The organism is Actinomadura sp. 7K507, assembly GCF_004348425.1.
Lineage (GTDB): Bacteria > Actinomycetota > Actinomycetes > Streptosporangiales > Streptosporangiaceae > Spirillospora.
Genome location: NZ_SMKK01000153.1, coordinates 1 through 23,600 on the forward strand (window position 1 = coordinate 1; position 23,600 = coordinate 23,600).

22 protein-coding genes, 1 tRNA gene and 1 pseudogene are annotated in these 23,600 nt (G+C 70.4%); 8 read left to right on the forward strand and 16 right to left on the reverse strand.

The genetic code is table 11. The features are described from left to right. The 7 genes from pknB to E1285_RS29275 form a co-directional block, all read right to left on the reverse strand. A partial coding sequence (pknB, locus tag E1285_RS29245) for a Stk1 family PASTA domain-containing Ser/Thr kinase (RefSeq protein WP_132157729.1) occupies positions 1–1,746 on the reverse strand: 1,746 nt, incomplete at its 3' end. Positions 1,747–1,768: 22 nt separating this feature from the next. Beyond that, positions 1,769–3,187 (reverse strand): serine/threonine-protein kinase, encoded by a 1,419-nt coding sequence (locus E1285_RS29250; RefSeq protein ID WP_132157731.1) that lies wholly within the window; start codon positions 3,185–3,187, stop codon positions 1,769–1,771. Continuing rightward, positions 3,184–4,668, reverse strand: a complete 1,485-nt coding sequence (locus tag E1285_RS29255) for a penicillin-binding transpeptidase domain-containing protein (protein WP_132157733.1) — start codon at positions 4,666–4,668, stop codon at positions 3,184–3,186. Before E1285_RS29255 ends, E1285_RS29250 begins: the two co-directional genes overlap by 4 nt. 10 nt (positions 4,669–4,678) lie before the next feature. Continuing rightward, positions 4,679–6,265: an FtsW/RodA/SpoVE family cell cycle protein gene (locus tag E1285_RS29260; RefSeq protein ID WP_132157735.1), complete on the reverse strand. Its 1,587-nt coding sequence runs from the start codon at positions 6,263–6,265 to the stop codon at positions 4,679–4,681. After that, on the reverse strand, positions 6,266–7,837 hold the full coding sequence (locus E1285_RS29265) for a Stp1/IreP family PP2C-type Ser/Thr phosphatase (protein ID WP_132157737.1): 1,572 nt from the start codon (positions 7,835–7,837) through the stop codon (positions 6,266–6,268). It abuts the gene before it with no gap. Then, the gene (locus tag E1285_RS29270; RefSeq protein WP_132157739.1) at positions 7,834–8,331 is read right to left on the reverse strand and encodes an FHA domain-containing protein; all 498 of its coding nucleotides are present in this window, start codon (positions 8,329–8,331) and stop codon (positions 7,834–7,836) included. The genes E1285_RS29265 and E1285_RS29270 overlap by 4 nt, the downstream gene beginning before the upstream one ends. Before the next feature lie 11 nt (positions 8,332–8,342). Then, on the reverse strand, positions 8,343–9,098 hold the full coding sequence (locus tag E1285_RS29275; protein WP_132157741.1) for a DUF3662 and FHA domain-containing protein: 756 nt from the start codon (positions 9,096–9,098) through the stop codon (positions 8,343–8,345). Between the two features lie 127 nt (positions 9,099–9,225). On the opposite strand from E1285_RS29275, the gene E1285_RS29280 reads away from it, so the two are divergent. Then, a tRNA-Leu gene (locus tag E1285_RS29280) sits at positions 9,226–9,308 on the forward strand. Positions 9,309–9,659: 351 nt separating this feature from the next. Here E1285_RS29280 and E1285_RS29285 read toward each other — a convergent pair. The 3 genes from E1285_RS29285 to E1285_RS46835 are packed head-to-tail and all read right to left on the reverse strand — an operon-like array spanning position 9,660 to position 11,966. Then, entirely contained in the window at positions 9,660–10,439 is a 780-nt protein-coding gene (locus tag E1285_RS29285) for a class I SAM-dependent methyltransferase (RefSeq protein ID WP_132157743.1), read from the reverse strand. Positions 10,440–10,449: 10 nt separating this feature from the next. Further along, positions 10,450–11,814 carry an FAD-dependent oxidoreductase gene (locus E1285_RS29290; protein WP_132157745.1) on the reverse strand — a complete coding sequence of 455 codons (1,365 nt, stop codon included), beginning with the start codon at positions 11,812–11,814 and terminating at the stop codon, positions 10,450–10,452. Positions 11,815–11,819: 5 nt separating this feature from the next. Then, complete coding sequence (locus E1285_RS46835; protein WP_207946905.1) at positions 11,820–11,966, reverse strand: hypothetical protein; 147 nt, start codon at positions 11,964–11,966, stop codon at positions 11,820–11,822. Between the two features lie 260 nt (positions 11,967–12,226). On the opposite strand from E1285_RS46835, the gene E1285_RS29300 reads away from it, so the two are divergent. The 3 genes from E1285_RS29300 (at position 12,227) to E1285_RS29310 (ending at position 15,429) form a co-directional block, all read left to right on the forward strand. Then, positions 12,227–12,910, forward strand: a complete 684-nt coding sequence (locus tag E1285_RS29300) for a haloacid dehalogenase type II (protein WP_132157747.1) — start codon at positions 12,227–12,229, stop codon at positions 12,908–12,910. 183 nt (positions 12,911–13,093) lie between these two features. Further along, positions 13,094–14,620 (forward strand): radical SAM protein, encoded by a 1,527-nt coding sequence (locus E1285_RS29305; RefSeq protein ID WP_207946907.1) that lies wholly within the window; start codon positions 13,094–13,096, stop codon positions 14,618–14,620. Continuing rightward, entirely contained in the window at positions 14,617–15,429 is an 813-nt protein-coding gene (locus tag E1285_RS29310) for a methyltransferase domain-containing protein (RefSeq protein WP_132157749.1), read from the forward strand. The genes E1285_RS29305 and E1285_RS29310 overlap by 4 nt, the downstream gene beginning before the upstream one ends. A 65-nt stretch (positions 15,430–15,494) precedes the next feature. Here the strand turns inward: E1285_RS29310 and E1285_RS29315 are convergent, their stop codons facing one another. After that, positions 15,495–15,893, reverse strand: a complete 399-nt coding sequence (locus tag E1285_RS29315) for a MerR family transcriptional regulator (RefSeq protein ID WP_132157751.1) — start codon at positions 15,891–15,893, stop codon at positions 15,495–15,497. A gap of 366 nt (positions 15,894–16,259) precedes the next feature. Here E1285_RS29315 and E1285_RS29320 point away from each other — a divergent pair, with 366 nt between their 5' ends. From E1285_RS29320 to E1285_RS29335, 4 genes are all read left to right on the forward strand, one after another. Beyond that, positions 16,260–16,544: a hypothetical protein gene (locus E1285_RS29320; RefSeq protein WP_132157753.1), complete on the forward strand. Its 285-nt coding sequence runs from the start codon at positions 16,260–16,262 to the stop codon at positions 16,542–16,544. After that, positions 16,541–16,822 (forward strand): hypothetical protein, encoded by a 282-nt coding sequence (locus tag E1285_RS29325; RefSeq protein WP_132157755.1) that lies wholly within the window; start codon positions 16,541–16,543, stop codon positions 16,820–16,822. Before E1285_RS29320 ends, E1285_RS29325 begins: the two co-directional genes overlap by 4 nt. Positions 16,823–17,072: 250 nt before the next feature. After that, positions 17,073–18,563 (forward strand): SulP family inorganic anion transporter, encoded by a 1,491-nt coding sequence (locus E1285_RS29330; RefSeq protein WP_207946911.1) that lies wholly within the window; start codon positions 17,073–17,075, stop codon positions 18,561–18,563. Between the two features lie 179 nt (positions 18,564–18,742). Next, positions 18,743–19,345: a class I SAM-dependent methyltransferase gene (locus tag E1285_RS29335; protein ID WP_132157759.1), complete on the forward strand. Its 603-nt coding sequence runs from the start codon at positions 18,743–18,745 to the stop codon at positions 19,343–19,345. 23 nt (positions 19,346–19,368) lie between these two features. Here E1285_RS29335 and E1285_RS29340 read toward each other — a convergent pair whose 3' ends face one another. The 5 genes and pseudogenes from E1285_RS29340 to E1285_RS45795 form a co-directional block, all read right to left on the reverse strand. Further along, positions 19,369–19,776 (reverse strand): MerR family transcriptional regulator, encoded by a 408-nt coding sequence (locus E1285_RS29340; RefSeq protein WP_207946909.1) that lies wholly within the window; start codon positions 19,774–19,776, stop codon positions 19,369–19,371. Between the two features lie 549 nt (positions 19,777–20,325). Further along, positions 20,326–21,480 (reverse strand): site-2 protease family protein, encoded by a 1,155-nt coding sequence (locus tag E1285_RS29350; protein WP_132157763.1) that lies wholly within the window; start codon positions 21,478–21,480, stop codon positions 20,326–20,328. A gap of 14 nt (positions 21,481–21,494) precedes the next feature. Beyond that, on the reverse strand, positions 21,495–21,728 hold the full coding sequence (locus E1285_RS29355; RefSeq protein WP_132157765.1) for a hypothetical protein: 234 nt from the start codon (positions 21,726–21,728) through the stop codon (positions 21,495–21,497). 62 nt (positions 21,729–21,790) lie between these two features. Then, positions 21,791–23,041, reverse strand: a complete 1,251-nt coding sequence (locus E1285_RS29360; protein ID WP_132157767.1) for an APC family permease — start codon at positions 23,039–23,041, stop codon at positions 21,791–21,793. A 220-nt stretch (positions 23,042–23,261) separates the two neighbouring features. After that, positions 23,262–23,600, reverse strand: a pseudogene (locus E1285_RS45795) (hypothetical protein); the annotation flags it as partial.

A 23,600-nucleotide genomic window follows, 5' to 3' on the forward strand; every position in this document is an offset into this window, starting at 1 on the left:
GGTCGGAGTCGTCGGCGGGGGCTCCGCGATGAAGATGGTGACCGTGTCGCCCGGGGCGACGGTGGCGTCCGGGCCGGGCTGCTGGTTGAACACCAGGCCGACGTCGACCTGCTTGTCCGGCGGCGGCACGCCCTTCTCCACCTTGCACTTCAGCCCGAGGCTCTCCAGCTGGCCGCAGGCGGCCCGCTGGCTGTTGTTGAACAGGTCGGGCACCTTGAGGCTGCTGGGGCCGTTGGAGATGGTCACGGTGACGGTCTCGCCCTTGGGGGCCTTCGAGCCGCCCGGCGGGTCGGTGCTGATGACGCTGAGCCGCGGGACGGAGTCGCTGTTGTCCACGCGCCGTTCGACCTCGAACCCGCGATCCTCCAGGATCTTCTTGGCCGAGCTGTACGGCCGGCCCGTCACGTCCGGGATCTCGATCTCCGTGGGCGGCTTCTTGCCCTGGGAGACCACCAGCGTGACCGTGGCGCCCTCGGCGGCGTTGGCGCCGGGCCGGGGGTTGGAGCTGATGACGTTCCCGCGCCGGATCTCGTCGCTGTAGTCCCGCTTCGGTTCGCCGACCTTGAAGCCGAGCTGCGTGAGCTGCTGGGTCGCGTCGTTCTGGGAGACGTTGACGATGCTCCTGGGGACGGCGACCTGGTTGTTGTCGTCACCGCCGCCGCTCATCATCCAGCCGATGAGCGCCGCGCCGCCGATGAACAGTACGGCGAGGCCCACCCACAGGGCGGCCTTCTTGCCGGTGCCGCCGCGTTCGGGGTAGTCGTCGTCGTAGCGGGCCGGTGGCAGGCCGTAGCCGTCGTCGGCCGGACGCTGCATCTGCGTGTGCGGCGGGGGGCCGCCCATGACCTGCGTGCCCTGGGCCTGCCCGCCCATCAGCATCGTGGACGCGGCCGTGGACGCCACCGGCTGCCCTTGCAGGACGCGCTGGATCTCCTGCCGGAAGTCGTTCGCGTTCTGGTAGCGGTGGTCGGCCTCCTTGGCCATCGCCTTCAGCACGATCGCGTCGGCCCACTGCGGGATCTGCGGGTCCACCTGCGACGGCGGGACCGGCTCCTCCCGGACGTGCTGGTAGGCGATCGCGACCGGGGAGTCGCCGGTGAAGGGCGGCTGGCCGGTGAGCAGCTCGTAGAGGACGCAGCCCGTCGAGTAGATGTCGCTGCGGGCGTCGACCCGCTCGCCGCGCGCCTGCTCCGGCGACAGGTACTGCGCGGTACCGATGACCTGGGCGGTCTGGGTCATCGTGGCCGCCGAGTCGGCCATGGCGCGGGCGATGCCGAAGTCCATGACCTTGACCTCGTGCTGCCTGGTCAGCATCACGTTGGCCGGCTTGATGTCGCGGTGGACGATCCCGCCGCGGTGGCTGTAGTCCAGCGCGCGGAGGATCCCGTCGGTGATCTCCAGCGCCTTGTCGGGGAGCAGCGCGCGGTTCTCACGCAGCAGGTCGCGCAGCGTGCTCCCGTCCACGTACTCCATGACGATGTACGGGATGGAGTTCTCACCGATCATGTCCTCGCCGGTGTCGTACACGGCGATGACCGAGGGGTGGTTCAGCGACGCGGCCGACTGGGCCTCGCGCCGGAACCGGGCCTGGAACGTGGGATCACGGGCCAGGTCGGACCGCAGCGTCTTGACCGCGACGACGCGATCAAGGCGCAGGTCTCGGGCACGGTAGACCTCGGCCATGCCGCCTCGCCCGATCACCGTTTCGAGCTCGTAGCGGCCGCCGAGCAGCCGAGGTTGACTCATATGTGCACTTTCCCTCGTACGTCTACACCTTGGCCTCCGAACCTAGCTTCCCGCTCTGTTCAGGAGAGGGATCCGGGCTCGGAGTTGACGGAGTCGTGGTGCTCTCCGTCGGTGTGGGTGTTGGCTCAGGGGCGGTGGGGGTCGCCCGGGGCGGTTTCGTAGATGGCTTGTATGAAGGGGACGCATTTCGGCTCTCCGGCGTTGACGGACGGATCCTATGCGTCGGGTGCCGCTGCGTGACAGTCGGCCTTGGCGTACTGGGGGTCCGGTACCCGCCAGGGGTGGTCGGGGTGCCTGGCTGGACGACCGGTTCCTCGACGGTGTCGTCCCCGACCGGTTGCGTGGCCGGGGGGCCGGGCGGGTCTCGCTCGTCCAGGTCGGAACCGGTGAGATCGATCCCCTTCCAGACGGATCCGGCCACGATGGCGCTTACCAGCAGCGCGGCCGCGACCGACGCGTACGTCAATGCGGTGCGCCGTTGCCCGCGCACTGACCCCGTGGTGAGGTTATCCGCCCCCCGGGGGGCGTCAAATCCCGACAAAGTAGTCGATTGGGTAACGATCTTCGATTTGGGGGTCCGACCTGGGGCGGCGGCCTCGGCCTTCACGCGCGGAATCCGCCCCGTGCTGAGGGCCCTGCGGATCGCCAGCGAACGGGACGCGACCGTCCCCGCGTCCGCCGGGCGGTCCGCCGGCTCCTTCGCCAGCATCTCCATGATCAGCTCGCGGGCCGCCGCCGGAACCCGCGGCGGCAGCGGCGCCGGCGCGTCCCGGACGTGCTTGAGCGCCACCTCCACCGGCGTGGAACCGTCGAACGGCGGAGCGCCCGTCAGGCATTCGTAGGCCACCGCACCCAGCGAGTACAGGTCGGCGGCCGGGGACAGCTTCAGCCCCTGGGCCTGCTCGGGCGAGATGTAGTGCGCCGTGCCCATGACCATTCCGGTCGCGGTCTGCGACGCCGCCGCCAGCCGCCGCGCGATCCCGAAGTCGGTGATCTTCAGGGTGCCGTCCGGGGACACCATCAGATTCGCCGGCTTGACGTCGCGGTGCACGACCCCGGCCTCGTGCGCGACGGTCAGCGCCCGTCCCGCCTGCACCATCAGGTCCAGGACGGCCTCCAGCGCCAGCCCGCCGTCACGCGCCAGGATCTCGTCCAGCGGCTCGCCCGGCACCAGCTCCATCACCAGGTACGCGCGGCCGTCCTGCTCACCGAAGTCGTACGCGGCGGCGATCCCCGGGTGCCGCAGCTCCGCCGCGAACCGCGCCTCCGACTCGAACCGCCCCCGCGCCGACATGTCCGACCCGAGCTCCAGCCGCAGCAGCTTCACCGCGACCTCGCGTCCGAGCACCTCGTCGGAGGCCCGCCAGACCTCGCCCATCCCGCCGATGGCCAGCCGCTCCCGCAGCCGGTACCGGTCGCTCAGGACGAGGCCCGTGCTCACTTCTTCAAGACCTTAGCCATGATCGCCCCGGCGATCGGGCCGGCGTCGCCGGCGCCGGAGCCCCCGGCCTTCTCGGTCATCACGGCGAAGGCGTAACGCGGGTTCTCGACCGGGCTGAACCCAACGAACCAGTTGGCGTCCGGGTTGCCCGGGCCCTGCTCGGCCGTACCGGTCTTGCCGGCGATCCGCATGCCTCCCAGGTTCGTCGCGGTGCCCTCGGTGACCACCGCGCGCATCATGTCACTCAGCTGTTCGGCATGGTCGTCCGTGATCGGCTCCGCGAACTCCTTGGGCGAGGCGTTGTAGAGCTCGCTCTGGTCCTTCGCGCGAGCCTTCTGCACCACGTACGGGTCCATGACCTTGCCTTCGTTGGCGACCGCGGCCGCGACAAGCGCCATCTGCAGCGGCGTCGCCCGCACGTTCTCCTGGCCGATGCCGGACCGGGCCGTTCCGTCCTTGCCGGTCGGGATCGTCTTGCCGTCGGCACCGGTGTACGACACCGGGACGTCGCTCTCGGCCGCGTACATGTCCGGCTCGATCTCGACGCGCTTCCCGAAGCCGAACTTGTGGGAGCCCTCGCTGAGCTGCTCGATGCCCAACTCCAGCGCCATGATCGCGAAGGTGGTGTTGCAGGATTCGGCGAACGCGCCTCGCAGCGGCGCCTGCCCCGCGCAGTTGCCGGTGTCGTGGGAGTTCGGGAGAGGCCGACCCGACTCGGGCAGGATCAGCTGGCCCGTGTTGACGGTCGATCCGCTGTTGATGCCCTTCTTCTGCATCGCGAGCGCCGACGTCACCGTCTTGTACGACGAACCCGGGGGGAACGTCTGGCTCAGCGCGTTGTCGACCAGCGGCCTGATGACGCCGTCGCCCTCGTTCAGCTGCTCCAGCCGCTTGGCGCCCTTCTCGCCCGTCTGCGGCGCCACCTCGTTCGGGTCGAACGACGGCCACGACGCCGCCACCTTCAGCGCGCCCGTCTTGATGTCCATCACCACGGCCCCGCCGCGGCGGCCCTGATCCGTCTTGGCCTTCAGCTGTTCGTACGCCGTCCGCTGGGCCTGCGGGTCGATCGTCAGCTCGAGGTTGGCGCCCTCGGCGGGCTTGCCGATGAACGTGTCGAACCAGCGCTGCTGCGTGATGCGCGTGTCCTTGCCGCCCAGCAGCGAGTTGTAGGCCCGCTCGACCTGCGTCGCGTTGCCGTTGAAGTACCCCGTGACCGGCGCGAAGACCGCGCCGTCCTTGTAGCTCCGGCCGTACTTCGGGTTGTCCTTGCCGGTCGGCTTGGACGTCACCAGCACCTCGCCGCCGGCGGAGATCTGGCCGCGCGGCGAGTTGAACACGTCCGCGAACTGCCGGCTGTTGTTGGCGTCGGTGCGCAGGCTCTCCGCCTGGCTCCCCTGGATGTAGTTGGCCTGCGCCATCAGCCCGAAGATCAGCAGCAGCGCGAAGATCGCAACTCGCCGCAGCGGCTTGTCCATGTTCATCCGGGCGAATTCACCTCGTGCTCACGATCTGGGTCATGCCCTCGTCCTGGATCGCCTGCGGGGCCGGCTTGCGCGCGTCATGGCTCATCCGCACCAGAATCGCGATCAGGATCCAGTTGGCCATCAGCGACGAGCCGCCCTGGGACAGGAACGGCGTCGTCAGGCCGGTCAGCGGGATGAGCCGGGTGACGCCTCCGACGATCACGAAGACCTGGAGGGCCACGACGAACGAGACACCGCCCGCGAAGAGCTTCAGGAACGGGTCGCGCGCCGCCACGGCGGTCTTCATCCCGCGTTGCACGATCAACGCGTAGATCAGCAGCAGCACCATCAGCCCGGTCAGCCCGAGCTCCTCGCCGAGCGAGCTGATGATGAAGTCGCTGAAGGACAGCGGCGTCCGCCACGGCTCGCCCTGCCCGAGGCCGGTGCCGAGGACGCCGCCCTCACCGAGCGCGAACAGCCCCTTCATCAGCTGCGCGCTGTCGGAGTACTCGCCGCCGAGTTCGGCGCAGGCGGTGAAGCCGGGCGAGATGACGCCCTCGGTGTCGTGCTTCTGGTAGATCTCGGTGTTCGGGTTGACGGGGATGACCTTGCCGCTCTCCATCAGGCAGCCGCCGTCGAAGTACGGCTTGGGGTTCAGCCAGATGTCGATGCGCTGGTTCACGTGCCCCATGAACGGCAGGAGCGTCGCGACGAACACGCCGACCGTCAGCAGCCCGATACCGATCACGACCCAGGAGATGCGCTGGGTCGCGATGTAGAGCATCGACACGAACAGGCCGAAGAACAGCAGCGCGGTACCGAGGTCCTTCTGCAGGAACAGCACGCCGAGGCAGAAGAACCACATCACCATGATCGGGCCGAGGTCACGGCCCCGGGGCAGGCTGAACGGCCCGACCTTCTTGCCGATCAGCGACATCGCCTGCCGCTTGTTCACCAGGTAGCCGGCGAAGAACACCACCAGGAGCAGCTTCGCGAACTCGCCCGGCTGCACCGAGAACGGGCCGACGCTGATCCACACGCGGGCGCCGTTGATCGACTGCCCGATGCCGGGAACGATCGGCAGCAGCAGCAGGAGGACCGCGGTCAGGCCGATCAGGTAGGTGTAGCGCTGCGCGGTCTTGGGGGTGAACGACAGCGGGGCGTCGGTCTTGTCGGTGTCGCGCATGATCAGCACGGCGGCGACGAACAGGCCGATCCCGACGAACGTCCACATCAGCTGGCTGGGCGCGTCGGCGGCGTCCTCGAGGAGCTTCTTGCCCTCGGCCGCGGCGGCCTTGCGGTCGGCGCTGGTGTCCAGGTCGAGCCGGTAGATCATCGCCAGCCCGACGCCGTTCAGCGCCACCGCCAGCGGCAGCAGGAGCGGGTCGGCGTACGGGGTGAACTTCGACTGCGCGAAGTAGGCGACGAACGCCAGCACGGCCAGGCCGCCGCCGTACACGAACAGGCCGGCGGGGATGTTGCCGTCGCGGGCGAGCCCGACCTCTGCGAACGCCGACAGCGTCAGCACCATCGCGAAGACCAGCAACGCCAGCGAGGCCGCGTTGCGCCGCTGGTACGGCAGACGCGCCCTGATCTGGTCCCCGATCGAGTTCATCTACGATTTCCCTCCACTGGAGGGACAGTCCGGGATGTCGGAGTTGGGGGTCTTGCACTGGTCCCGGCGGGCGGTCAGTTCCTGCAGCTTCTGCTCCGCCGCGGCCTGACCGACGAACGCCATGCCGCCCTTACCGACCGCCGTGGCGTCCGACCCGGGAAGCTCGCCCAGCGGAATGTTGCTGTTCTTGACCGTCGCCTGCTGGCAGTTGTTCTGCCCCTTGCCCTTCACGATGGCGACCTTGCCGCCGCTGTCGACGAGGGAGTACTTGCAGACGGCGTTCTCCAGCGTCTTCCACGCCTGCTCCGGGCCGTCGACCGTGTAGGTGTTGCGCACCTGCTCCTGAAGATCCTGGGGCAGGTCGGCCACCATGATGGCCGGGCTCGGCTGCTTCTTCTCCTTGCGGGACAGGCTGATGCCCGGCACCTCCTGCGTCGTCCCGCGGAACAGGACGACCCTGCCGTCCTGCTCGCCGATGTAGTAGCCGCTGCGGACGTTCTGCAGCAGCACGAACCCGCCCGCCACGACACCGACCACGACCACGCCCGCGACGACCACCAGCCACGTCCACCGGCGGGCACCGCCGCGCCGCGGCTGCTCCATCGCGGACTGCTGCACCGCGCCCGGCGGCCCCATCGGGTCGCCCATCGGCGCGGGGGCCGGGGGCGGCGGCATCTCGTCCACGGCCACCGGCGGCTGCGGCCTCGTCTCGCGCAGCTGAGCCGCCCGCCCCGCCGGTGTGTCCGCCGCCGTCGTGTTCGCGCCGGGGCCTCCGCCGGGAGGCTCGGGCGGCGTCGCGTTCGCCGCCGCGCCCACCGCGAGGCCGGGCCCGCCCGTCGGCGGCTGCCGGTCCATGTCGACGACGTCCGCCACCACGCACGTGATGTTGTCGGGGCCGCCGCCGCGGTTCGCCAGATCGATCAGCTGCCGGACGGCCTGGTCCGGGTCGCCCACGTCCGTGAGCACCTGGAAGATCGTCTCCGCCGTGACGACGCCCGACAGGCCGTCCGAGCACAGCAGGTACCGGTCGCCGACGTGCGCCTCCCGCAGCGACAGATCCGGATCGACCTCGCCGCGGCCGTCCAGCGCCCGCAGCAGCAGCGAGCGCTGCGGATGCGAGGCCGCCTCGTCCGGGGTGATCCGGCCCTCGTCGACCAGCGACTGCACCAGCGTGTGGTCGTGCGTGATCTGGAACAGGCTGCCGTCCCGCAGCAGGTACGCACGGGAGTCCCCGATGTGCACCAGCGCGACCTGATTGCCCTCCCACAACATCGCGGTCAGCGTCGTCCCCATGCCCTGCAGGGCCGGGTCGGACTCCACGATGCGGTGCAGGTTGTCGTTCGCCGCCTTGACCGTGTGCTCCAACGCGGCAAGCATCTCCGTCGCCGGCAGGTCCTTGTCGAGCGCCCGCAGCGCCTCGATGGCCGCCGCGCTGGCGATCTCGCCGCCGACGTGCCCGCCCATCCCGTCGGCCACCGCGAGCATGTGCGAGCCCGCGTACGCCGAGTCCTCGTTGCCTTCGCGCAGCATGCCGACGTCGGAGCGTGCGGCGTAGCGGATTCCCATTGTCATTTGCGCAGCTCGATCACGGTCTTGCCGATACGGACCGGTACGCCCGGCGGGACCGGCATCGGCCGGCTCACCTTCGTGCGTCCGAGATATGTCCCATTGGTCGAGCCGAGATCTTCCACGATCCACTGACCGTCCTGCGCATAAAGTCGGGCATGCCGGCTCGAAGCGTAGTCGTCGGTGACAACCAGCGTGGCGTCATTCGCCCGACCGATGGTGATGGGCACCCCCGTGAGGTCTATGACGGTGCCTGTCCGTTCGCCCTGGACGACCACCAGCTTCGTCGGGGCGCCGTGCTGGGCACTGCGCTGCTGCCGCGGTGGCTTGGGCTGCCGCGGCGCCTTGGGAGGCCGGGGCTGGGACGCGCGCGTGGCCGCCTTCGACGCGGCCTTCGAGCCGAACATGTCGGCTCTGATCACGCCGACGGCCGCGATGACGAACAGCCACAGCACCGCGAGGAACGCCAGCTTGATCAGCGTGAGGGTGAATGGGGACATCGGAGTCGGGGTTACTCCCTATCGCGGCGGAACACTAGGGTGGTCCGGCCCATCGTGACGCGCGAGCCGTCAACGAGCGTGACTCGCCGGATCGGCTGCCCGTTCACGAACGAGCCATTGGTCGACCCTAGATCCACGAGGGCGATTTCGGGACCTTCAACGCGAATCTCGGCGTGATGCCGGGATACGCCCGGGTCGACCAGACGCAGGTCGCAGTCGGTGCCGCGACCGAGCAAGGTCACAGGTGTGTTGATCTCATAGGTGCGCTGAGTCGTGTCGGAGCCCTCCACCGCGGTGGTCACCAGAAGCCTCGGATGCCCGCCGAACGCGCCCCCGCGCCCACCTTGTGGGACATCGCTCACCGGCTGGCGGATCTCTCCGCCCTCCACGGTGGAACCCCTGATCACCCCCGACCTGATGCGGAACATGCCCGTCGCGAGATCGCCCGCGTTCTCGAACCGCACACGCACCGGCCCCACGAAGGAGTACCCCTGCTCCTTCGCGTACTCCCGCGCGAGATTCGCCAGCTCCTGGCTCAGGCTGTCGGCGTACACCTGCAGCCGCTGCCCGTCCTGCTGAGAGATCTCCACGACGAAGTCGTTCGGAACCAGCGTGCGGCCCTGTGCCACGATCGCCGCCCGATCGTCCATCTCGCGCTGCACAGCACTGGCCACCTCGACCGGCTGCAGCTCAGACTTGAAGGCACGGGCGAAGGCCCCTTCGACCATGCCCTCGAGCCGTCGCTCGAAGCGCTGAATGACGCCCACGGGCACCTCCCTTCCCCACTGGTAGACGATCGTATCGGTGCGAAGGTTCGCTCGAAGTATCTGGATACCTAACCACTGCTCGTACCGTGCTAGCCTTTTCAGGCACCCGGAAACGGGTGCACACCCGGGGCGGGTGGCGGAACGGCAGACGCGCACGGTTCAGGTCCGTGTGTCCGAAAGGATGTGAGGGTTCAAATCCCTCCTCGCCCACTCGGAGTTGGGAGTGATGTGCCCGCGGAGAGCGCGGGCCGTCACTCCTTCGTCGTGTTTGCCCGGGGGGCGACCCCCGGACCCCCGATGTGGGGGCTCCGCCCCCACGCCCCCTTGTGGCTGATGTCCTTGTGGGCGCTCGGGTCGTTGCGTTTGCGGGCTGCGCCCGCGTGTGGGGGCTTCGCCCCCTTGCCCCCCGGTCGTGTGGCCGTTGAGGGCGGTCCGGCTGGGGGGTGTGCGCCCTTGGCCCCCGTACAGGTCGGGGGGGGTGGGGAGGTCCCGGGGTCGCGGGCATGGTTCCACTCTCCCCGGTTGCGGGCGCTGTGACCAGTGGGCTTTGACTATTGGGGGTCAGGACGGCCAGGTTCGTGCGTCTGGTGGGGCCGTCCGTTGTGCGACGATCCGGCGGATGGGGACCGGAGCTTCGACGTTGAGCCGGCTCAGTGCCCGCAGGTACTTGCGGGCGCGGCGGTGCCGGGACGGCGGCAGGCCCGGCAGGTACAGCGATGAGGCGAACCGGTCGGCGTCCTCGGCGCTCCGTAGCCGGTACCCGTAGCGGTGGCGCTCGTCACCGTCCAGCCGCAGCCCGGCCTGGACGAGCAGGTCCGGCAGGTGCCGGAGCGCGCGGTCGTTCGGGTAGCCCAGACCGGCACCCAGCGCCGCCAGCAGACCGCCCGCGACCGCCAGGTCCAGCGGGCGCAGCGGACGGCGGTCGGGCACCGTGGCGACCAGCACCCCGCCCGGAGCCAGGACCCGCGCGATCTCGGCCAGGGCCCGGGAAAGCGGGGTGAGGATCATCAGTCCCATGGAGCAGACGACGACGTCCACGCCGCCCGGCGCCACCGGGAGGGCGGATGCGTCGGCCCGCACCAGCGGACCCGCCCCCGCCCGTCTGGCCACGGCGAGTTCGGCGGGTGAGGTGTCGGCCCCGAGGTAGGGACGGTCGCGAAGGCCGGGCCACAGCGGAGCGCTGCCACAGGCCAGGTCCAGAACCCGCCCGCCGGGCGGAACGGCCTCGAGCAGCCAGCCATAGGGGTCCCTGCCGTCTCGGTCCGCGCAACGTCCGAGCACGTGCTCGGTGATCGCGGCGTTCTGGTCGTGGAACTCCTTCAGGTACCGCTGCCAGGCCACAGTGTCGTCCTCACCGTTCTCTCTTGCGGGCGGTACGGCCGCCGTAGGAGCCGAAGAACTGGGCCGCGGTCTGCTGGACGGCGATCGACCAGGTGGGGTAGGCGTGCACGGTCTGGGCGAGGCGTCCGGTGAACATGCCGGTGCGCATCGCCAGGGCCGGTTCGTGGATCATCTCGCCGGCGCGGGCGGCCACGATGGTGGCGCCCAGGACGCGTCCGCCGCCGCGGTGGCCGAGGAGCCGCCGCGGCCCGGCGACGAGCCGGACGAACCCGTCGGTGCGCCCGGCGGTGACGGCCCGGTCCAGGTCGCTCATCGGCATGAAGGCCACCCGGGCGTCCAGCTCCGCCGCCTCCGTCTCGGTGAGCCCGACCTGGGCCACCTCCGGGTCGGTGAAGACCACCCGCGGTGTCGCGTCGTCGCGATAGCCGGCCTTACGGCGGCCCCCGAGGGCGTTGTGCGCCGCGATCCGGCCCATCGCGTAGGCGGCGTGGGTGAGCTGGAGCCGTCCGGTGACGTCTCCGGCGGCGTACACGCCCGCAGCGGTGGTCGCCATATGCCGGTCGGTGATCACGTGGCCCGTTTCGCCGGTCCCGACGCCCGCCGCGTCCAGCCCGAGACCGTCGGTGACGGGGGTCCGGCCGACCGCCACCAAGAGCTTCTCTGCTTCGACCAGGCCACCGCCGCTCAGCTTCAGCCGTATTCCGCCGGAGGCTGCGTCGGCGGCGACGGCGGGGGTCCCGGAGCGGACGGTGATGCCCTCCCGGGCGAACACGGCCGCGATGACGCCGGAGGCGTCGGGATCGGCCTGCGGGAGCAGCCGATCGTCCGCCTCCACGATCGTGACCTGGACGCCGAGGCGGCCGAACGCCTGGGCGAGCTCGCACCCGGTCGTCCCGCCTCCGAGGACGGCCAGCGACCGCGGTGGCTCCTCCAGGTCGAACACGGTTTCGCTGGTCAGATACGGCAGGCCGGCCAGCCCCGGGACCGGCGGCACGGCAGGACGCGCGCCCGTGGCGATGACACAGGACCCGGCCCTCAGCTCACGCTCACCGACCCGGATCTCGTCACGCGAACGGAAGACCGCCCGTCCGGACAGGACCTCGATGCCCTCACCGCGCAGGACCTCGGCCGTCTCGGTGGCGGCGATCGTCTCGATCGCGTCCCGCACGGCGGTCAGGGCCTCGGTGAACGACGCGCCCTGTCCGGCGTACTCGATCAGGGTCTTGGACGGGACGCAGCCGGTGAACGTGCAGTCCCCGCCGATCGGGCCGTCCGCGACCAGCAGCGTGCGGGCGCCGAGCCCTGCCCCGGTGCGCGCCGCGGCCAGACCGGCGGCGCCGCCCCCGATGACGACGAGGTCATGGTCCCCGGCCATCGATGTCAGTACTCCACTCGGACGCCGCCACAGAACGCCGCATGATTCTTGATCTTGCGTGCGAGCGGCGACGGGTGCGGGCAGTACCAGGCCGCGCTCTTGGCCGTCCGGTTCCCGGCCAGTACCGCCTCGTTCCAGATGGCTCGTGCCACGGCACCCTCCCCCTGGTAGCCGAGTACATCTCCTATTCGAGCACACCGGACAGGGCCGGCCGAAGGCGATTGTCAGACGGCTGAGTGCGCGGGAGGACCCCGGTCCGCGCTGGTGCACGCCGCCACCCGTGGTGACCTCGCTCGCAGTAGCGTTGCTGATGCCGAGGCTACGATCGCAGGGCTGGTGGGCGCTCTGTCGGGGCTCGCCGACCGTTCTTCGGCCAAGCGATCTGACCGGCGATGAGGCAAGGAGAGCGAACATGGATTCGCCGATCCGGCTGGTGGTGTTCGACGTCAACGAGACCTTGAGCGACATGTCCCCGCTCCGTGCGCGGTTCGAGGACGTCCACGCGCCGGGCCACCTGGCCGCCACCTGGTTCGCGGGCGTCCTGCGGGACGGTTTCGCGCTCACCGCCGCCGGCGGTTACGCCGATTTCCGTGACGTGGCCGAGGCCGGGCTGCGCGGCCTGCTGGCCGATCTGCCCGGCTGGGAGGGGGACGCCACGGACGCCGCAGCACACATCCTGGACGGCTTCGCCGACCTCGGTGTGCATCCCGACGTCCCCGACGGCGTCCGGGCGCTGCACGCGGCGGGACTGCGGCTGGCCACCTTGACCAACGGCTCCACCGCCATCACCGAGCGGCTGCTGTCGCGGGCCGGACTGACCGGGTGCTTCACGGAGCTGTTGGACGTCAGCGCTCCCCGGGCGTGGAAGCCCGCTGCGGCGGCCTACCGATACGCCACCGACAGCCTGGCCGTCGATCCTGCCGAGACGCTGCTGGTGGCCGTCCATCCCTGGGACGTCGACGGCGCCCGCCGCGCCGGCCTCCGGGCCGCCTGGCTGCGGCGCGGCGCGACCGCCTATCCCCGGGTGCTGACGCCGCCGACCCGGACTGCGGCGGACCTGCGCGAACTGGCCCGCGACCTCGTCCCGGCGGACTAGCCGAGACGTGGTGCCACGGAGCGGCGTCCAGTCGGGTTCCCGGCGGGAACGGCCGCAGGAGCGGTGCTCCACACGCGCGGCCCAAGGGCGGAAACGGCGTGTCAGGACGCTGGCAGTGTCTATGAGCTTCCACGCGGGGCAAGGACCCCGACTAGGAGTCGTCCGCCGCAGAGAGGGGTTCGCGTGGATCGCGACGAGGTGTTCGTGGAGTACACCAAATCGATCTGCCCGGTGTGCAAGGTCGTGGTGGACGCGCAGGTGAACCTGCGGGATGAGAAGGTCTATCTACGTAAACGGTGCCGTGAGCACGGCCTGTTCGAGGCGCTGGTGTACGGGGACGCGCGCGCGTACATGGATTCGGCACGCTTCAACAAGCCCGGGACGTTCCCGCTTCAGGTGCAGACGGAGGTCAAGGACGGCTGCCCGCTGGACTGCGGGCTATGCCCCGAGCACAAGCAGCACGCGTGCCTGGGGCTGATCGAGGTCAACACCGGCTGCAACCTGGACTGCCCGATCTGCTTCGCCGACTCCGGCCACCAGCCTGACGGCTATTCCATCACTCTGGAGCAGTGCGAGCGGATGCTGGACGCCTACGTCGCCGCCGAGGGCGAACCCGAGGTGGTGATGTTCTCCGGCGGGGAGCCCACCGTCCACAAGCAGATCGTCGCCTTCGTCGACGCCGCGAAGGCCCGTCCGATACGGAACGTGGTGCTCAACACCAACGGGATCCGGCTGGCCACCGACACGGGTTTCGTCGCCGCGCTCGCCGACCGCGAGGTGACGGTGTACCTGCAGTTCGACGGGTTCGACGAACGCACCCACCACGAGATCCGCGGCCGCGACCTGCGCGACCTCAAGCGGCGGGCGCTGGACAACTGCGCCGACGCGGGAGTCCGCGTGATGCTGGCCGCCGCGATCGAGCGCGACCTCAACGAGCACGAGGTCGGCGCGATCGTCGAGCACGGCATCGCCCACCCGGCCGTGCACGGCGTGGTGTTCCAGCCGGTCACCCATGCCGGACGGCACACCGAGTTCGATCCCCTGACCAGGCTGACCAACTCCGACGTCATCGAGGCCCTGTGCGAGCAGCGGCCGGACTGGTTCCGCGCCTCCGACTTCGTCCCGGTGCCGTGCTGCTTCCCGACCTGCCGGTCGATCACGTACGCGATCACCGACGGCGCCGACGTCGTCCCCGTCACCCGGATGCTCGACCCGGCCGACCACCTGGACTACGTCGCCAACCGCGCGCTGCCCGACCCGCGGATCCGCCGGGCGCTGGAGAACCTGTGGAGCGCCTCGGCGTTCCCCGGCACCGCCACCACCCGCGCGAGCCTCGACGCGCTCGCCGAGTGCGAGGCATGCGGCATCGACCTGCCCGACGACCTCGCGGACCTCGCCGGCCAGGCGTTCATGATCGTGTTCCAGGACTTCCAGGACCCCTACACCCTCAACGTCAAGCAGCTGATGAAGTGCTGCGTCGAGCAGATCACCCCGGACGGGCGGCTGATCCCGTTCTGCGCCTACAACTCCGTCGGCTACCGCGAACAGGTCCGCGCCCAGATGTCCGGCGTCCCGGTCGCCGGGACGGTGCCGAACGCCGCGCCGATCCAGCCGCTGCTGACCCGGTCCCCGTACGGCTCGAAGGTCGCCAAGGACGGCGCCGTCCCCGCCGAGCGCGATGCGACCAATGTGGGGGACAAACTGCGATGAGCGGGCCCGGAGCCGACGAGATCCCCGCACCCGACGCCCTCAAGGCATGCTGCGCCGCCGCTTACCAGCACGACGCGGTCGCGTTGCTGCTCGGCGAGTCCTACCACCCCGGCGGCCCGCGGCTGACCCGCCGCCTCGCCGACGCCCTCGGCCTGACCCCCCGCGAACGGGTGCTGGACGTCGCGAGCGGCACCGGCGGGACGGCGCTCCTGCTCGCCCGCGACCACGCCGTGCAGGTCGACGGCGTGGACCTCGGTACCGAGTCCGTGGCCAAAGCGGCGGCCGTGGCCGTCGCGGCCGGGCTGGACGGACGCGTCCGCTTCCACCTCGGCGACGCCGAACGCCTCCCGTTCGACGACGCGACCTTCGACGCCGTGGTGTGCGAATGCGCGTTCTGCACCTTCCCCGACAAGCCCACCGCCGCCGCGGAGATCGCCCGCGTCCTGCGCCCCGGCGGCAGGGCCGGCATTACCGACATCACCCTCACCGGCCCGCTGGACGAACGGCTCGCGGGCCTGGCCGGCTGGGTCGCCTGCATCGCCGACGCCCGCTCCGCCGACGACTACACCCGCATCCTCGCCCGCGCCGGCCTGCGCACCACCCGCGTCGAACGACACGACGACGCCCTCACCTCCATGATCGACATGATCGAGGCGCGGCTGCGCGGCATCCGCATCGTCCGGCCCACCGCCCTCGCCGGCGTCCGCGTCGAGACCGTGCTGGAAATGACCGCGCTCGCCCGTACCGCCGTTGAGCAAGGCACGGCCGGATACGCCCTGATGATCGCCCAGAAACCACGAACCCTGTGATCAAAGCGGCGATCCTCTGACCCAATGCGATCTTTCCGGCCCACCCGCCGGGCGTGCGCGTTGTTTCAGGGGCGGTGTTTGCGTAGTTCTGTTGCGAGTTCGGCGGAGAACTGCTCGGCGTCCGACAGGCGGGCGCGGATCTTCGCGCAGCGCTCCTCGACGAGGGACCGGTAGACGGTCAGGCGTTTGGCGAGTTCGGTGCGGGTGGCGGCGTCGGTGTCGGGAGCCTGGAGCTGATCGAGGATGGCCAGCAGGTCGCGCATCTCTTCGAGGGTGAAGTCGAGCGGTTTCATGCGCTTGATGACCAGGAGGCGGGTGACGTCGTCGTCGGTGTAGAGGCGGAAGCCGCCTTGGGAGCGGGCGGTGGGGAGGGCGAGGCCGACTTCTTCGTAGTGGCGGATGGTGCGCAGGCTCAGGCCCGTTCGGTCGGCGACCTCGCCGATCTGCATGTGCCTGCCGTCCATCGGGTTCCTCCTGACGCCACCGGCCTGCCTCGCCGGTGACGGATGATCCATATCGTCGGTCAAGCTTGCCATCATCCGCCTCGTGGTGCGGTCGGGGCTGCGCGGTGCCGCCAGTTCCTGGGTGCGTCGGTTCGGGTGGGCCGGAGCGTGTGGAGAATCCGATTCAGGGCGTCCTTGATCTTACGGAAGAGTAGGGTGAGTGCGTGCTTTCGCTCGTCGCCGCTGCGGCGTGGAGCTCTTACTTCCCCGCTCCCCGCCCCGGCGGCGATCTGCATCTGCGGCAGATTCTCCCGGTTAGTCCCGTATCGGCTGCCTGGACGGCCCATGTTCGGACTTCCTAATAGGGCCAGGCTCTACGTCTGTGCCGTGATCGCGTCCGCGGGGACCTTGGTGGCGTCGCTGTTCTCCGGTGGGTCCTTGACCGCCATGGACTGGCGGACACTGGTCGCGCTGGCGGTGTTGTTCGCGCTGAGCGGCTTCGCCGCGGGGACGGTGTTCGGCCTCCTGGGCGGCGGCGGGGTCGAGCCCGGTCAGATCGGCTGGGTCGGGCAGGTCATCGTGCCGCTTCTCGTCGCCGGTCGCCTTCGTGGTGGTGAATCTCGGGCTGACGGCGGGTGTCCTGCTGTTGAGCGGGCAGGCGGTCGCCGGTGAGTTGGCGCGGGCGAGCGGCCAGCACCCTGCTGTCCATCAACGCCCAGGACCGCCTTGTCGCCGAACTGGAGACCAGAATCGGCGTCGACGGACGCCAGGACGTCCGCCTCCGCCTGCTCGGAGAGTTCGCCTTCGGCGCCTACCGGTGCGGTGCCAAGAACTGGGCCGCGGGCCGCGGCGAAGGCGGCGGGCGCGGCAGATGGGGGCGGACCATCCTCGCCCGCCGGGTGGACGAGGCGTTCGACGCGATCCCCGCGAGCCTGGCCATGACGGTGTGATCGTCGTCTCTACTGGCGCTCGTGGGGCCCCACCGGCGCTGATGACTCTTCTGTGACGTTAGAGTAGGAACGCGACGGCAAGCGCCGGTGAAGCAGCCGTTCTGAGGGTTCACCGAACCGCGGCCTGACCGCCTGGCGCCTCCCGGCGCCCGATCGCCGGCATCGGCGCCGGACCCCCCGCTCATCTCGTTCGTGTGCTCGCGCCCTGATCCGGTGCGGGTCGATCCGCCCTGTCTGGAGTGTTTTGAGTCTGCCTGCCGTACTGGCACACCGGCTGAAGCCCACCCCCACCCAGCCGATCACCGCCAAGCTGTTGCGCACCGAGGTGCTGGCCGGCCTGGTGGTCGCGCTGGCGCTGATCCCCGAGGCGATCTCCTTCTCGATCATCGCCGGGGTCGAGCCGCAGGTCGGGCTGTTCGCCGCGTTCACGATGGCGGTCACGATCGCCGTCGTCGGCGGGCGGCCCGCGATGATCTCGGCCGCGACCGGCGCGGTCGCGCTGGTCGTGGCCCCCATCGCCCGCGAGTACGGGCTCGGGCACCTGCTGGCCGCGGTGATCCTCGCCGGTATCTTCCAGGTCGTCCTCGGGGCACTGGGCGTCGCCCGGCTGATGCGGTTCGTGCCGCGCAGCGTCATGGTCGGGTTCGTCAACGCCCTGGCCATCCTGATCTTCATGGCCCAGGTCCCCGAAGTCCGCGACGTCCCCTGGCCGGTCTACCCCCTGGTCGCCGCCGGGCTGACGCTGATGGTGCTGTTCCCGCGCGTCACCAAGGCCGTCCCCGCGCCGCTGGTGTCCATCGTGATCCTGACCGTCATCACCATCGCCGCCGGCATCGCCGTGCCGACCGTCGGCGACAAGGGCGCACTGCCCTCCTCGCTGCCCACCACCGGCCTGCCCGACGTCCCCCTCACCCTGGACACCCTGACGCTCCTGGCCCCGTACTCGCTGGCGTTCGCGCTGGTCGGGCTGATGGAATCGCTGATGACCGCCAAACTCGTCGACGACATCACCGACACCCACTCCGGCAAGACCCGCGAATCGGTCGGCCAGGGCATCGCCAACATCGTCACCGGGTTCTTCGGCGGCATGGGCGGCTGCGCCATGATCGGCCAAACCATGATCAACGTCCGCAGCGGCGCCCGCACCCGGCTGTCGACCTTCCTGGCCGGAGCGTTCCTGATGGTGCTGTGCATCGGCTTCGGCCCCGTCGTGTCCGACATCCCGATGGCCGCCCTGGTCGCGGTCATGGTCCTGGTCGCGGTCGGCACCTTCGACTGGCACTCGATCGCCCCCGCCACCCTCAAGCGCATGCCGCTGGGCGAGACGACCGTCATGCTCGTCACCGTCGCCGTGGTGGTATCCACCCACAACCTGGCCATCGGCGTGGTCGCCGGCTCGATCACCGCCATGGTCATCTTCGCTCGCCGCGTCGCGCACCTGGTGAACGTCTCCGCCGTCACCGACCCCGACGGCGGCCAGGTCGTCTACGCCGTCACCGGCGAACTGTTCTTCGCCTCCAGCAACGACCTGGTCTACCAGTTCGACTACGCAGGCGACCCCGACCACGTCACCATCGACCTCACCGACGCCCACGTCTGGGACGCCTCCACCGTCGCCGCCCTGGACGCCGTCACCACCAAGTACCAGAAGCGCGGCAAGACCGTCGAGATCATCGGCCTCAACGAACACAGCGCCCGCATGCACGACACCCTCAGCGGCGAACTCGCCGGAACCCACTAGCGACGGCACCGATCGCCGAGGTCGCCGCGACTATTGCGCTTTTCGCAAAGACCTTTGTCATCTCATCAAGAAGGGGGCAGGCTGGCCGGCCGCGGAGGTGGTCACGACGGCTCAACGATCCCAGTTCGGCGACGGTGGCCGCCGCCACGACTCACCGGCCCATCACCAGGGAGAGGACAATGGACGCTCAGTTCTGGGATGAGAGATATCGCAGCCGCGACCAGATCTTCAGCGGCGCACCCAACCCCGTGCTCGTCACCGAGATCACCGATCTGCCGCCGGGGCAGGCGCTCGACGTCGGATGCGGTGAAGGCGCCGATGCGCTCTGGCTGGCGCGGCGCGGCTGGCAGGTCACCGCGGTCGACATCTCCCAGACGGCCCTGCGGCGCGCCGCCGCCGCGGCCACGGACGTCGATGGCCGCGTGGCCTGGGCACGGGCGGACCTGGCCACCGGTCCACCTCCGGCGAGCGCATTCGACCTGGTGTCCGCCCAGTACTTCCCGCTCCCGCGCCAGCCGGACCACACCGCGCTGCGCGGCCTGCTGAACGCCGTCGCATCCGGCGGCACCCTGCTCTTCGTCAGCCACGATCTCGCCGACCTGCCCCCGCGTCACGAAGGCGGCTTCGAGCCCAGCGACTACTACCAGCCCGACGACATCGCAAGGCTCCTCGACAACGACTGGGCAATCCTGATCAACGAAACGCGTCCGCGAACCGGCCCCGCACCTGCCGGTACGCACCACACCCACGACACCGTCCTGCGAGCGCGGCGCCTGACGTGACCGGTGGCTCCACGACACCGGTCTCAGCGGTGCTCGGAATTCTGGCGCCGCTGGGCGATCTCGGTGTCCAGCGCGGCGGTGAACTCGCGGGCCTGCTGGAGTTCTTCGGCCAGCCGGGCGGCTCGGAGCCGGGCCGCCTCCAGGTACATCTCGCTGCGCTCCAGCAGGTGGCCGTGCTCGTCTGAGACCTCGGGATCCTCCAGGATTTCGAGTGTGGCGAGCAGGTCTCGTATCTCGTGGAGGGTAAAGCCCATCGGGCGGATCTGCCGCAGCAGGGAGAGCCGCGCGACGTCTTCCTCGGAGTACAGCGCCCCGGTGTCGGTCGGGACCGATGGGACGACGAGATTGAGCCGCGCGTAGTGCCGGATGGTCCGCAGGCTCAGTTCCGTGCGGGCCATCACCTCGCCTGCGTCCATGCCCTCAGCGATCACCGTTCAGACCTCCGTCGAAGTAGCGGTCAGATGTCGATCACCCTGGTGAGGACCATCGGCCGCCGCCGGAAACCGCGCGACGGCCCAGCCGCTGACCCGGCGGCGCAGCAGCCGCTGAAGCTGTCCCACCGTCCACCAGGTCCACCACGACCCCGTACTCGGCGATCACCACTCGCTCGGGTGGTACACCCGTCTGGCCGCGACCCTGGCCGGCGCCGCGCTGCTCACCCCAGTCGGCGGACAGTCGCTTGCGCGCCTCCTGCGGTGACAGATGTCGCCCAACTCCAGGACGGAGTGGACGTCGCCGACGACCGGTCACGTTCCTAGCCGTCCCGCACCGCCCCTCTACTCTAACTTCACGTAAGGTTAGACTGAAGTCGCCGGTGTCCCAGGTGAGAGAGACACCGCGAAACATCGCCTGCCCGCATTGCGGTGAGGAGGAGAACCTCGCCGGCCTACCCGGACCGGACGGCATTCAGATCGACTGCGAGGCATGTGGCGCCTCGTCCCCCCGCGACGCCGCCGTCAGCTGCGCCACCTGCTGTGGGGTCAGGACGGCCAGGTTCGTGCGTCTGTCCTGTCGGGGCGTAGTTCGCTGGTCTGTAGTGCGCGGGTGATGTCGGTCGGGGTGAGCAGGCCGATGACTCGGCCGTCGTCGTCGACGACCACGGCGCGGCCGTCCGTGCAGCCGGCCATTCGGGGGAGCAGGTCGGGTAGCGGATCGGACGGGTGGGCCGTCGGGACCTCGGCCGGGGGGCACGCTATGTCGGCCAGGCGCAGTGTCCGGCGTTGGTCAGGCGGGGTGGCGCGGACGCGGTTCAAGGTCACCAGGCCGGCGAGGCGGCCGTCCTCGACCAGCGGGTAGGTGGAGTAGCGGTGCGTCAGGACGACGTTGTCGACGAGGTCCTGTACCCGTGTCGCCGCGTCCGCCAGGAAGGGGTCGGGCGTCATCACGTCGGCGACGCGGACGTCCCGGAGTGCGGCGTGGACGCGCGTCTGCTGTTCCTCGGCGCCGGCGGCGGTCACGAGGAAGAAGCCGATCAGGGCCAGCCAGAGTCCGCCGAATCCGGCTCCGAAGACGAACTGGACGAAGCCGAGGGCGATCAGGGTCAGGCCGAAGAGGCGGCCCGCGCGGGCGGCGGTGACGGCGGCGCCGGTACGGTCGCCGCGCCGCCACCACAGGAACGCCCGCAGGACCCGGCCGCCGTCCAGCGGGGCCGCCGGGATCATGTTGAAGACCGCGAGGATCACGTTGATGCCGGCCAGGTAGGCGAGCGTCCCCGCGAGCAGGCCTGATCCGGCGGCGGCCTCCGCCAGCAGGGCCGCGGCCGCGAAGATCGCGCCCACGACCAGGCTGGTGGCGGGGCCGACGATGGCGATGCGCAGATCGGCGCCCGCCGTGCGGGGTTCGCCGCCGAGCTGGGCGACGCCGCCGAGGAGCCACAACGTGATGCCCGATACCTCAAGGCCGTTGCGCCGGGCGATGACCGCATGCGCCAGCTCGTGGGCGAGCAGGGACGCCAGCAGCATGACGGCGCTGACGATCCCCGCCAGGAGATACGCCCAGGTTCCGTAGTCCGGGTAGACCTCCGGGAAACGGCCGAATGACAGCCCGAAGACCAGGATTGCGACGATCACCAGGACACTGAGGTTGAGGCCGACCCTGATTCCGGCGATGTGGCCGAGCCGGATCGACTCACGCATCCGGGTCTCCTTTGTCAGCCGGCCATGCGGCGGCGCAGGTGGTCCTTGCCCTGCTCGGCGCCCTTGCGGCTATCGGCCTGGGCGCGGCGGAACAAGTCGGCCAGTTCGGTGTCACCGGCGCGCTCGGCGTCGTTGATGTAGGTCTCCAGGCGCAGTGCGTTGCTCAGGCATTGCTCGACGAACCAGACGAGGTTGTAGTCCTTGTCCTTCGTCCCCGTGACTCCACCGGTCTCCTGAGTCGCGCTCATGTTTTCCTCCCTTGTCGTGGGGTTGATTGCGCGTCCCCTACCCGGGAGGGCATGGCCCATGCTCAGCGGCGGGCGCGGCGTAGCGCGTAGACGGCGGCGCCCACGGCGAGGACGGCGGCGCCGGTGACCACGGAGGAGAGCGGGAGCGCGAAAGCCAGGACCAGGCAGCCCGCCAGGCCGACGGCGGGCACGAGCCTGGCCGGACGGCCTTCGTCCGGCGTGAGGGTCCAGGCGGAGGCGTTGGCGATGGCGTAGTACACGAGGACGCCGAAGGACGAGAACCCGATCGCGCCGCGCAGGTCCGCCGTCGCGGCGAGCACCGCGACCGCGGCGCCGATGACGAGCTCGGCGCGGTGCGGCACCTTGAAGCGCGGGTGGACGGCGGCGAGGGCGTGCGGCAGATGCCGGTCGCGGGCCATCGCCAGCGTGGTGCGCGAGGCGCCCAGGATCAGGGCGAGCAGCGAGCCCAGGGCGGCCATCGCCGCGCCCGCCCGTACCGCGGGTTCGAGCGCGGGCAGCCCTGCCCTGCCGACGGCGTCGGCCAGTGGCGCGGTCGCGGCGCCCAGGTCGGCGGTGCCGAGGGTCGTGAGAACCGCCACTGCGACCGCCGTGTAGACGGCCAGCACGATGCCCAGGGCGAGTGGAATCGCCTTGGGGATGATGCGGGCCGGGTCGCGCACCTCTTCACCGAGGGTCGCTATGCGGGCATATCCGGCGAAGGCGAAGAACAGCAGGCCCGCCGCCTGGAGGATCCCGCCGGGGCCGGTGTCGGAGCCGATGGCCAGGCGTCCGGGGTCGGAGGCGCCGGACGCCAGGCAGGTGACGACCACGGCGGCGAGCACGGCCAGCACGACGGCGACGATGGCGCGGGTGAGCCAGGCCGACTTCTGGACGCCGACATAGTTGACGCCGGTCAGCACGACCACCGCGGCCACCGCCACGGTGTGCGCGTGGTCGGGCCATGCGTACGCGCCGACGGTCAGCGCCATGGCCGCACAGGAAGCCGTCTTGCCGACCACGAACCCCCAGCCGGCCAGGTAGCCCCAGAACTCGCCCAGGCGTTCGCGGCCATATACATAGGTGCCGCCGGACTCGGGGTAGCGGGCGGCCAGCCGTGCCGAGGACGTCGCGTTGCAGTAGGCGACCACGGCGGCCACGCCCAGGCTGATCAGCAGCCCGGACCCGGCCGCCCGCGCCGCGGGGGCCAGGGCCGCGAAGACGCCCGCGCCGATCATCGACCCCAGGCCGATCACCACGGCGTCGAACAGTCCCAGCCGCCGGCGCAACTCCTCGCCGGTCGTCGGACCGCCCATGGCGTACTCCTCGGTGTCCCGGCGTCATCAGGTGATGCTCGCCGCTACCTTCCCCTGCCCCTGGTTCCACGCTTCTGTCCCCGTTGACCGCCCGTGTTGTTCGTCCTGGCCGGGCGGTGCCGCCTTCCGTGCTGTCAGCCGGTGCTGGTCGGTCAGGCGAGAGTGTCCATGGCCCCGCCATTGTCCTATGCGGACGTGAACCGGCGGTGGACCAGGGCTTTCAGTTTCGCGGGGAGATCCTGATGGCCGTCCGGTCGCCTTTGGCTTCGCCGACTTCGATGTGGACGCCGCCCGTCTCGATCGATCCGCCGCCATTGACGGTGGAGGAGAAGCCCGACGGGGTGGTGAGCGAGAAGGTGTCGCCGGCGCTGACGATCCTCAGCGGGTCGGTGTCGAACTCGCCTTTGAAGCGGAGTACGTCGCCCCCCTCCACCACGACCTCGCACTTGGCGTCCCGGCAGGCGTCCAGGTCCCTGCCGTCCGCGACCTTGCCGGGGACGGGCGGGGCCGCCTCTTCGCTCGGCGAAGGCGGGGCCGGGGGCGCCGCGCTGGACGGCGG

Bases quoted from the DNA above. Each gene is read 5' to 3' on its own strand.
- E1285_RS29360 (WP_132157767.1), bottom strand. From the start codon at position 23,041: ATGGGCGGTCCGACGACCGGCGAGGAGTTGCGCCGGCGGCTGGGACTG.
- E1285_RS29315 (WP_132157751.1), bottom strand. From the start codon at position 15,893: ATGGACGGCAGGCACATGCAGATCGGCGAGGTCGCCGACCGAACGGGC.
- E1285_RS29260 (WP_132157735.1), bottom strand. From the start codon at position 6,265: ATGAACTCGATCGGGGACCAGATCAGGGCGCGTCTGCCGTACCAGCGG.
- E1285_RS29270 (WP_132157739.1), bottom strand. From the start codon at position 8,331: ATGTCCCCATTCACCCTCACGCTGATCAAGCTGGCGTTCCTCGCGGTG.
- E1285_RS29255 (WP_132157733.1), bottom strand. From the start codon at position 4,668: ATGAACATGGACAAGCCGCTGCGGCGAGTTGCGATCTTCGCGCTGCTG.
- E1285_RS29355 (WP_132157765.1), bottom strand. From the start codon at position 21,728: ATGAGCGCGACTCAGGAGACCGGTGGAGTCACGGGGACGAAGGACAAG.
- E1285_RS29290 (WP_132157745.1), bottom strand. From the start codon at position 11,814: ATGGCCGGGGACCATGACCTCGTCGTCATCGGGGGCGGCGCCGCCGGT.
- E1285_RS29265 (WP_132157737.1), bottom strand. From the start codon at position 7,837: ATGACAATGGGAATCCGCTACGCCGCACGCTCCGACGTCGGCATGCTG.
- E1285_RS29300 (WP_132157747.1), top strand. From the start codon at position 12,227: ATGGATTCGCCGATCCGGCTGGTGGTGTTCGACGTCAACGAGACCTTG.
- E1285_RS29310 (WP_132157749.1), top strand. From the start codon at position 14,617: ATGAGCGGGCCCGGAGCCGACGAGATCCCCGCACCCGACGCCCTCAAG.
- E1285_RS29350 (WP_132157763.1), bottom strand. From the start codon at position 21,480: ATGCGTGAGTCGATCCGGCTCGGCCACATCGCCGGAATCAGGGTCGGC.
- E1285_RS29335 (WP_132157759.1), top strand. From the start codon at position 18,743: ATGGACGCTCAGTTCTGGGATGAGAGATATCGCAGCCGCGACCAGATC.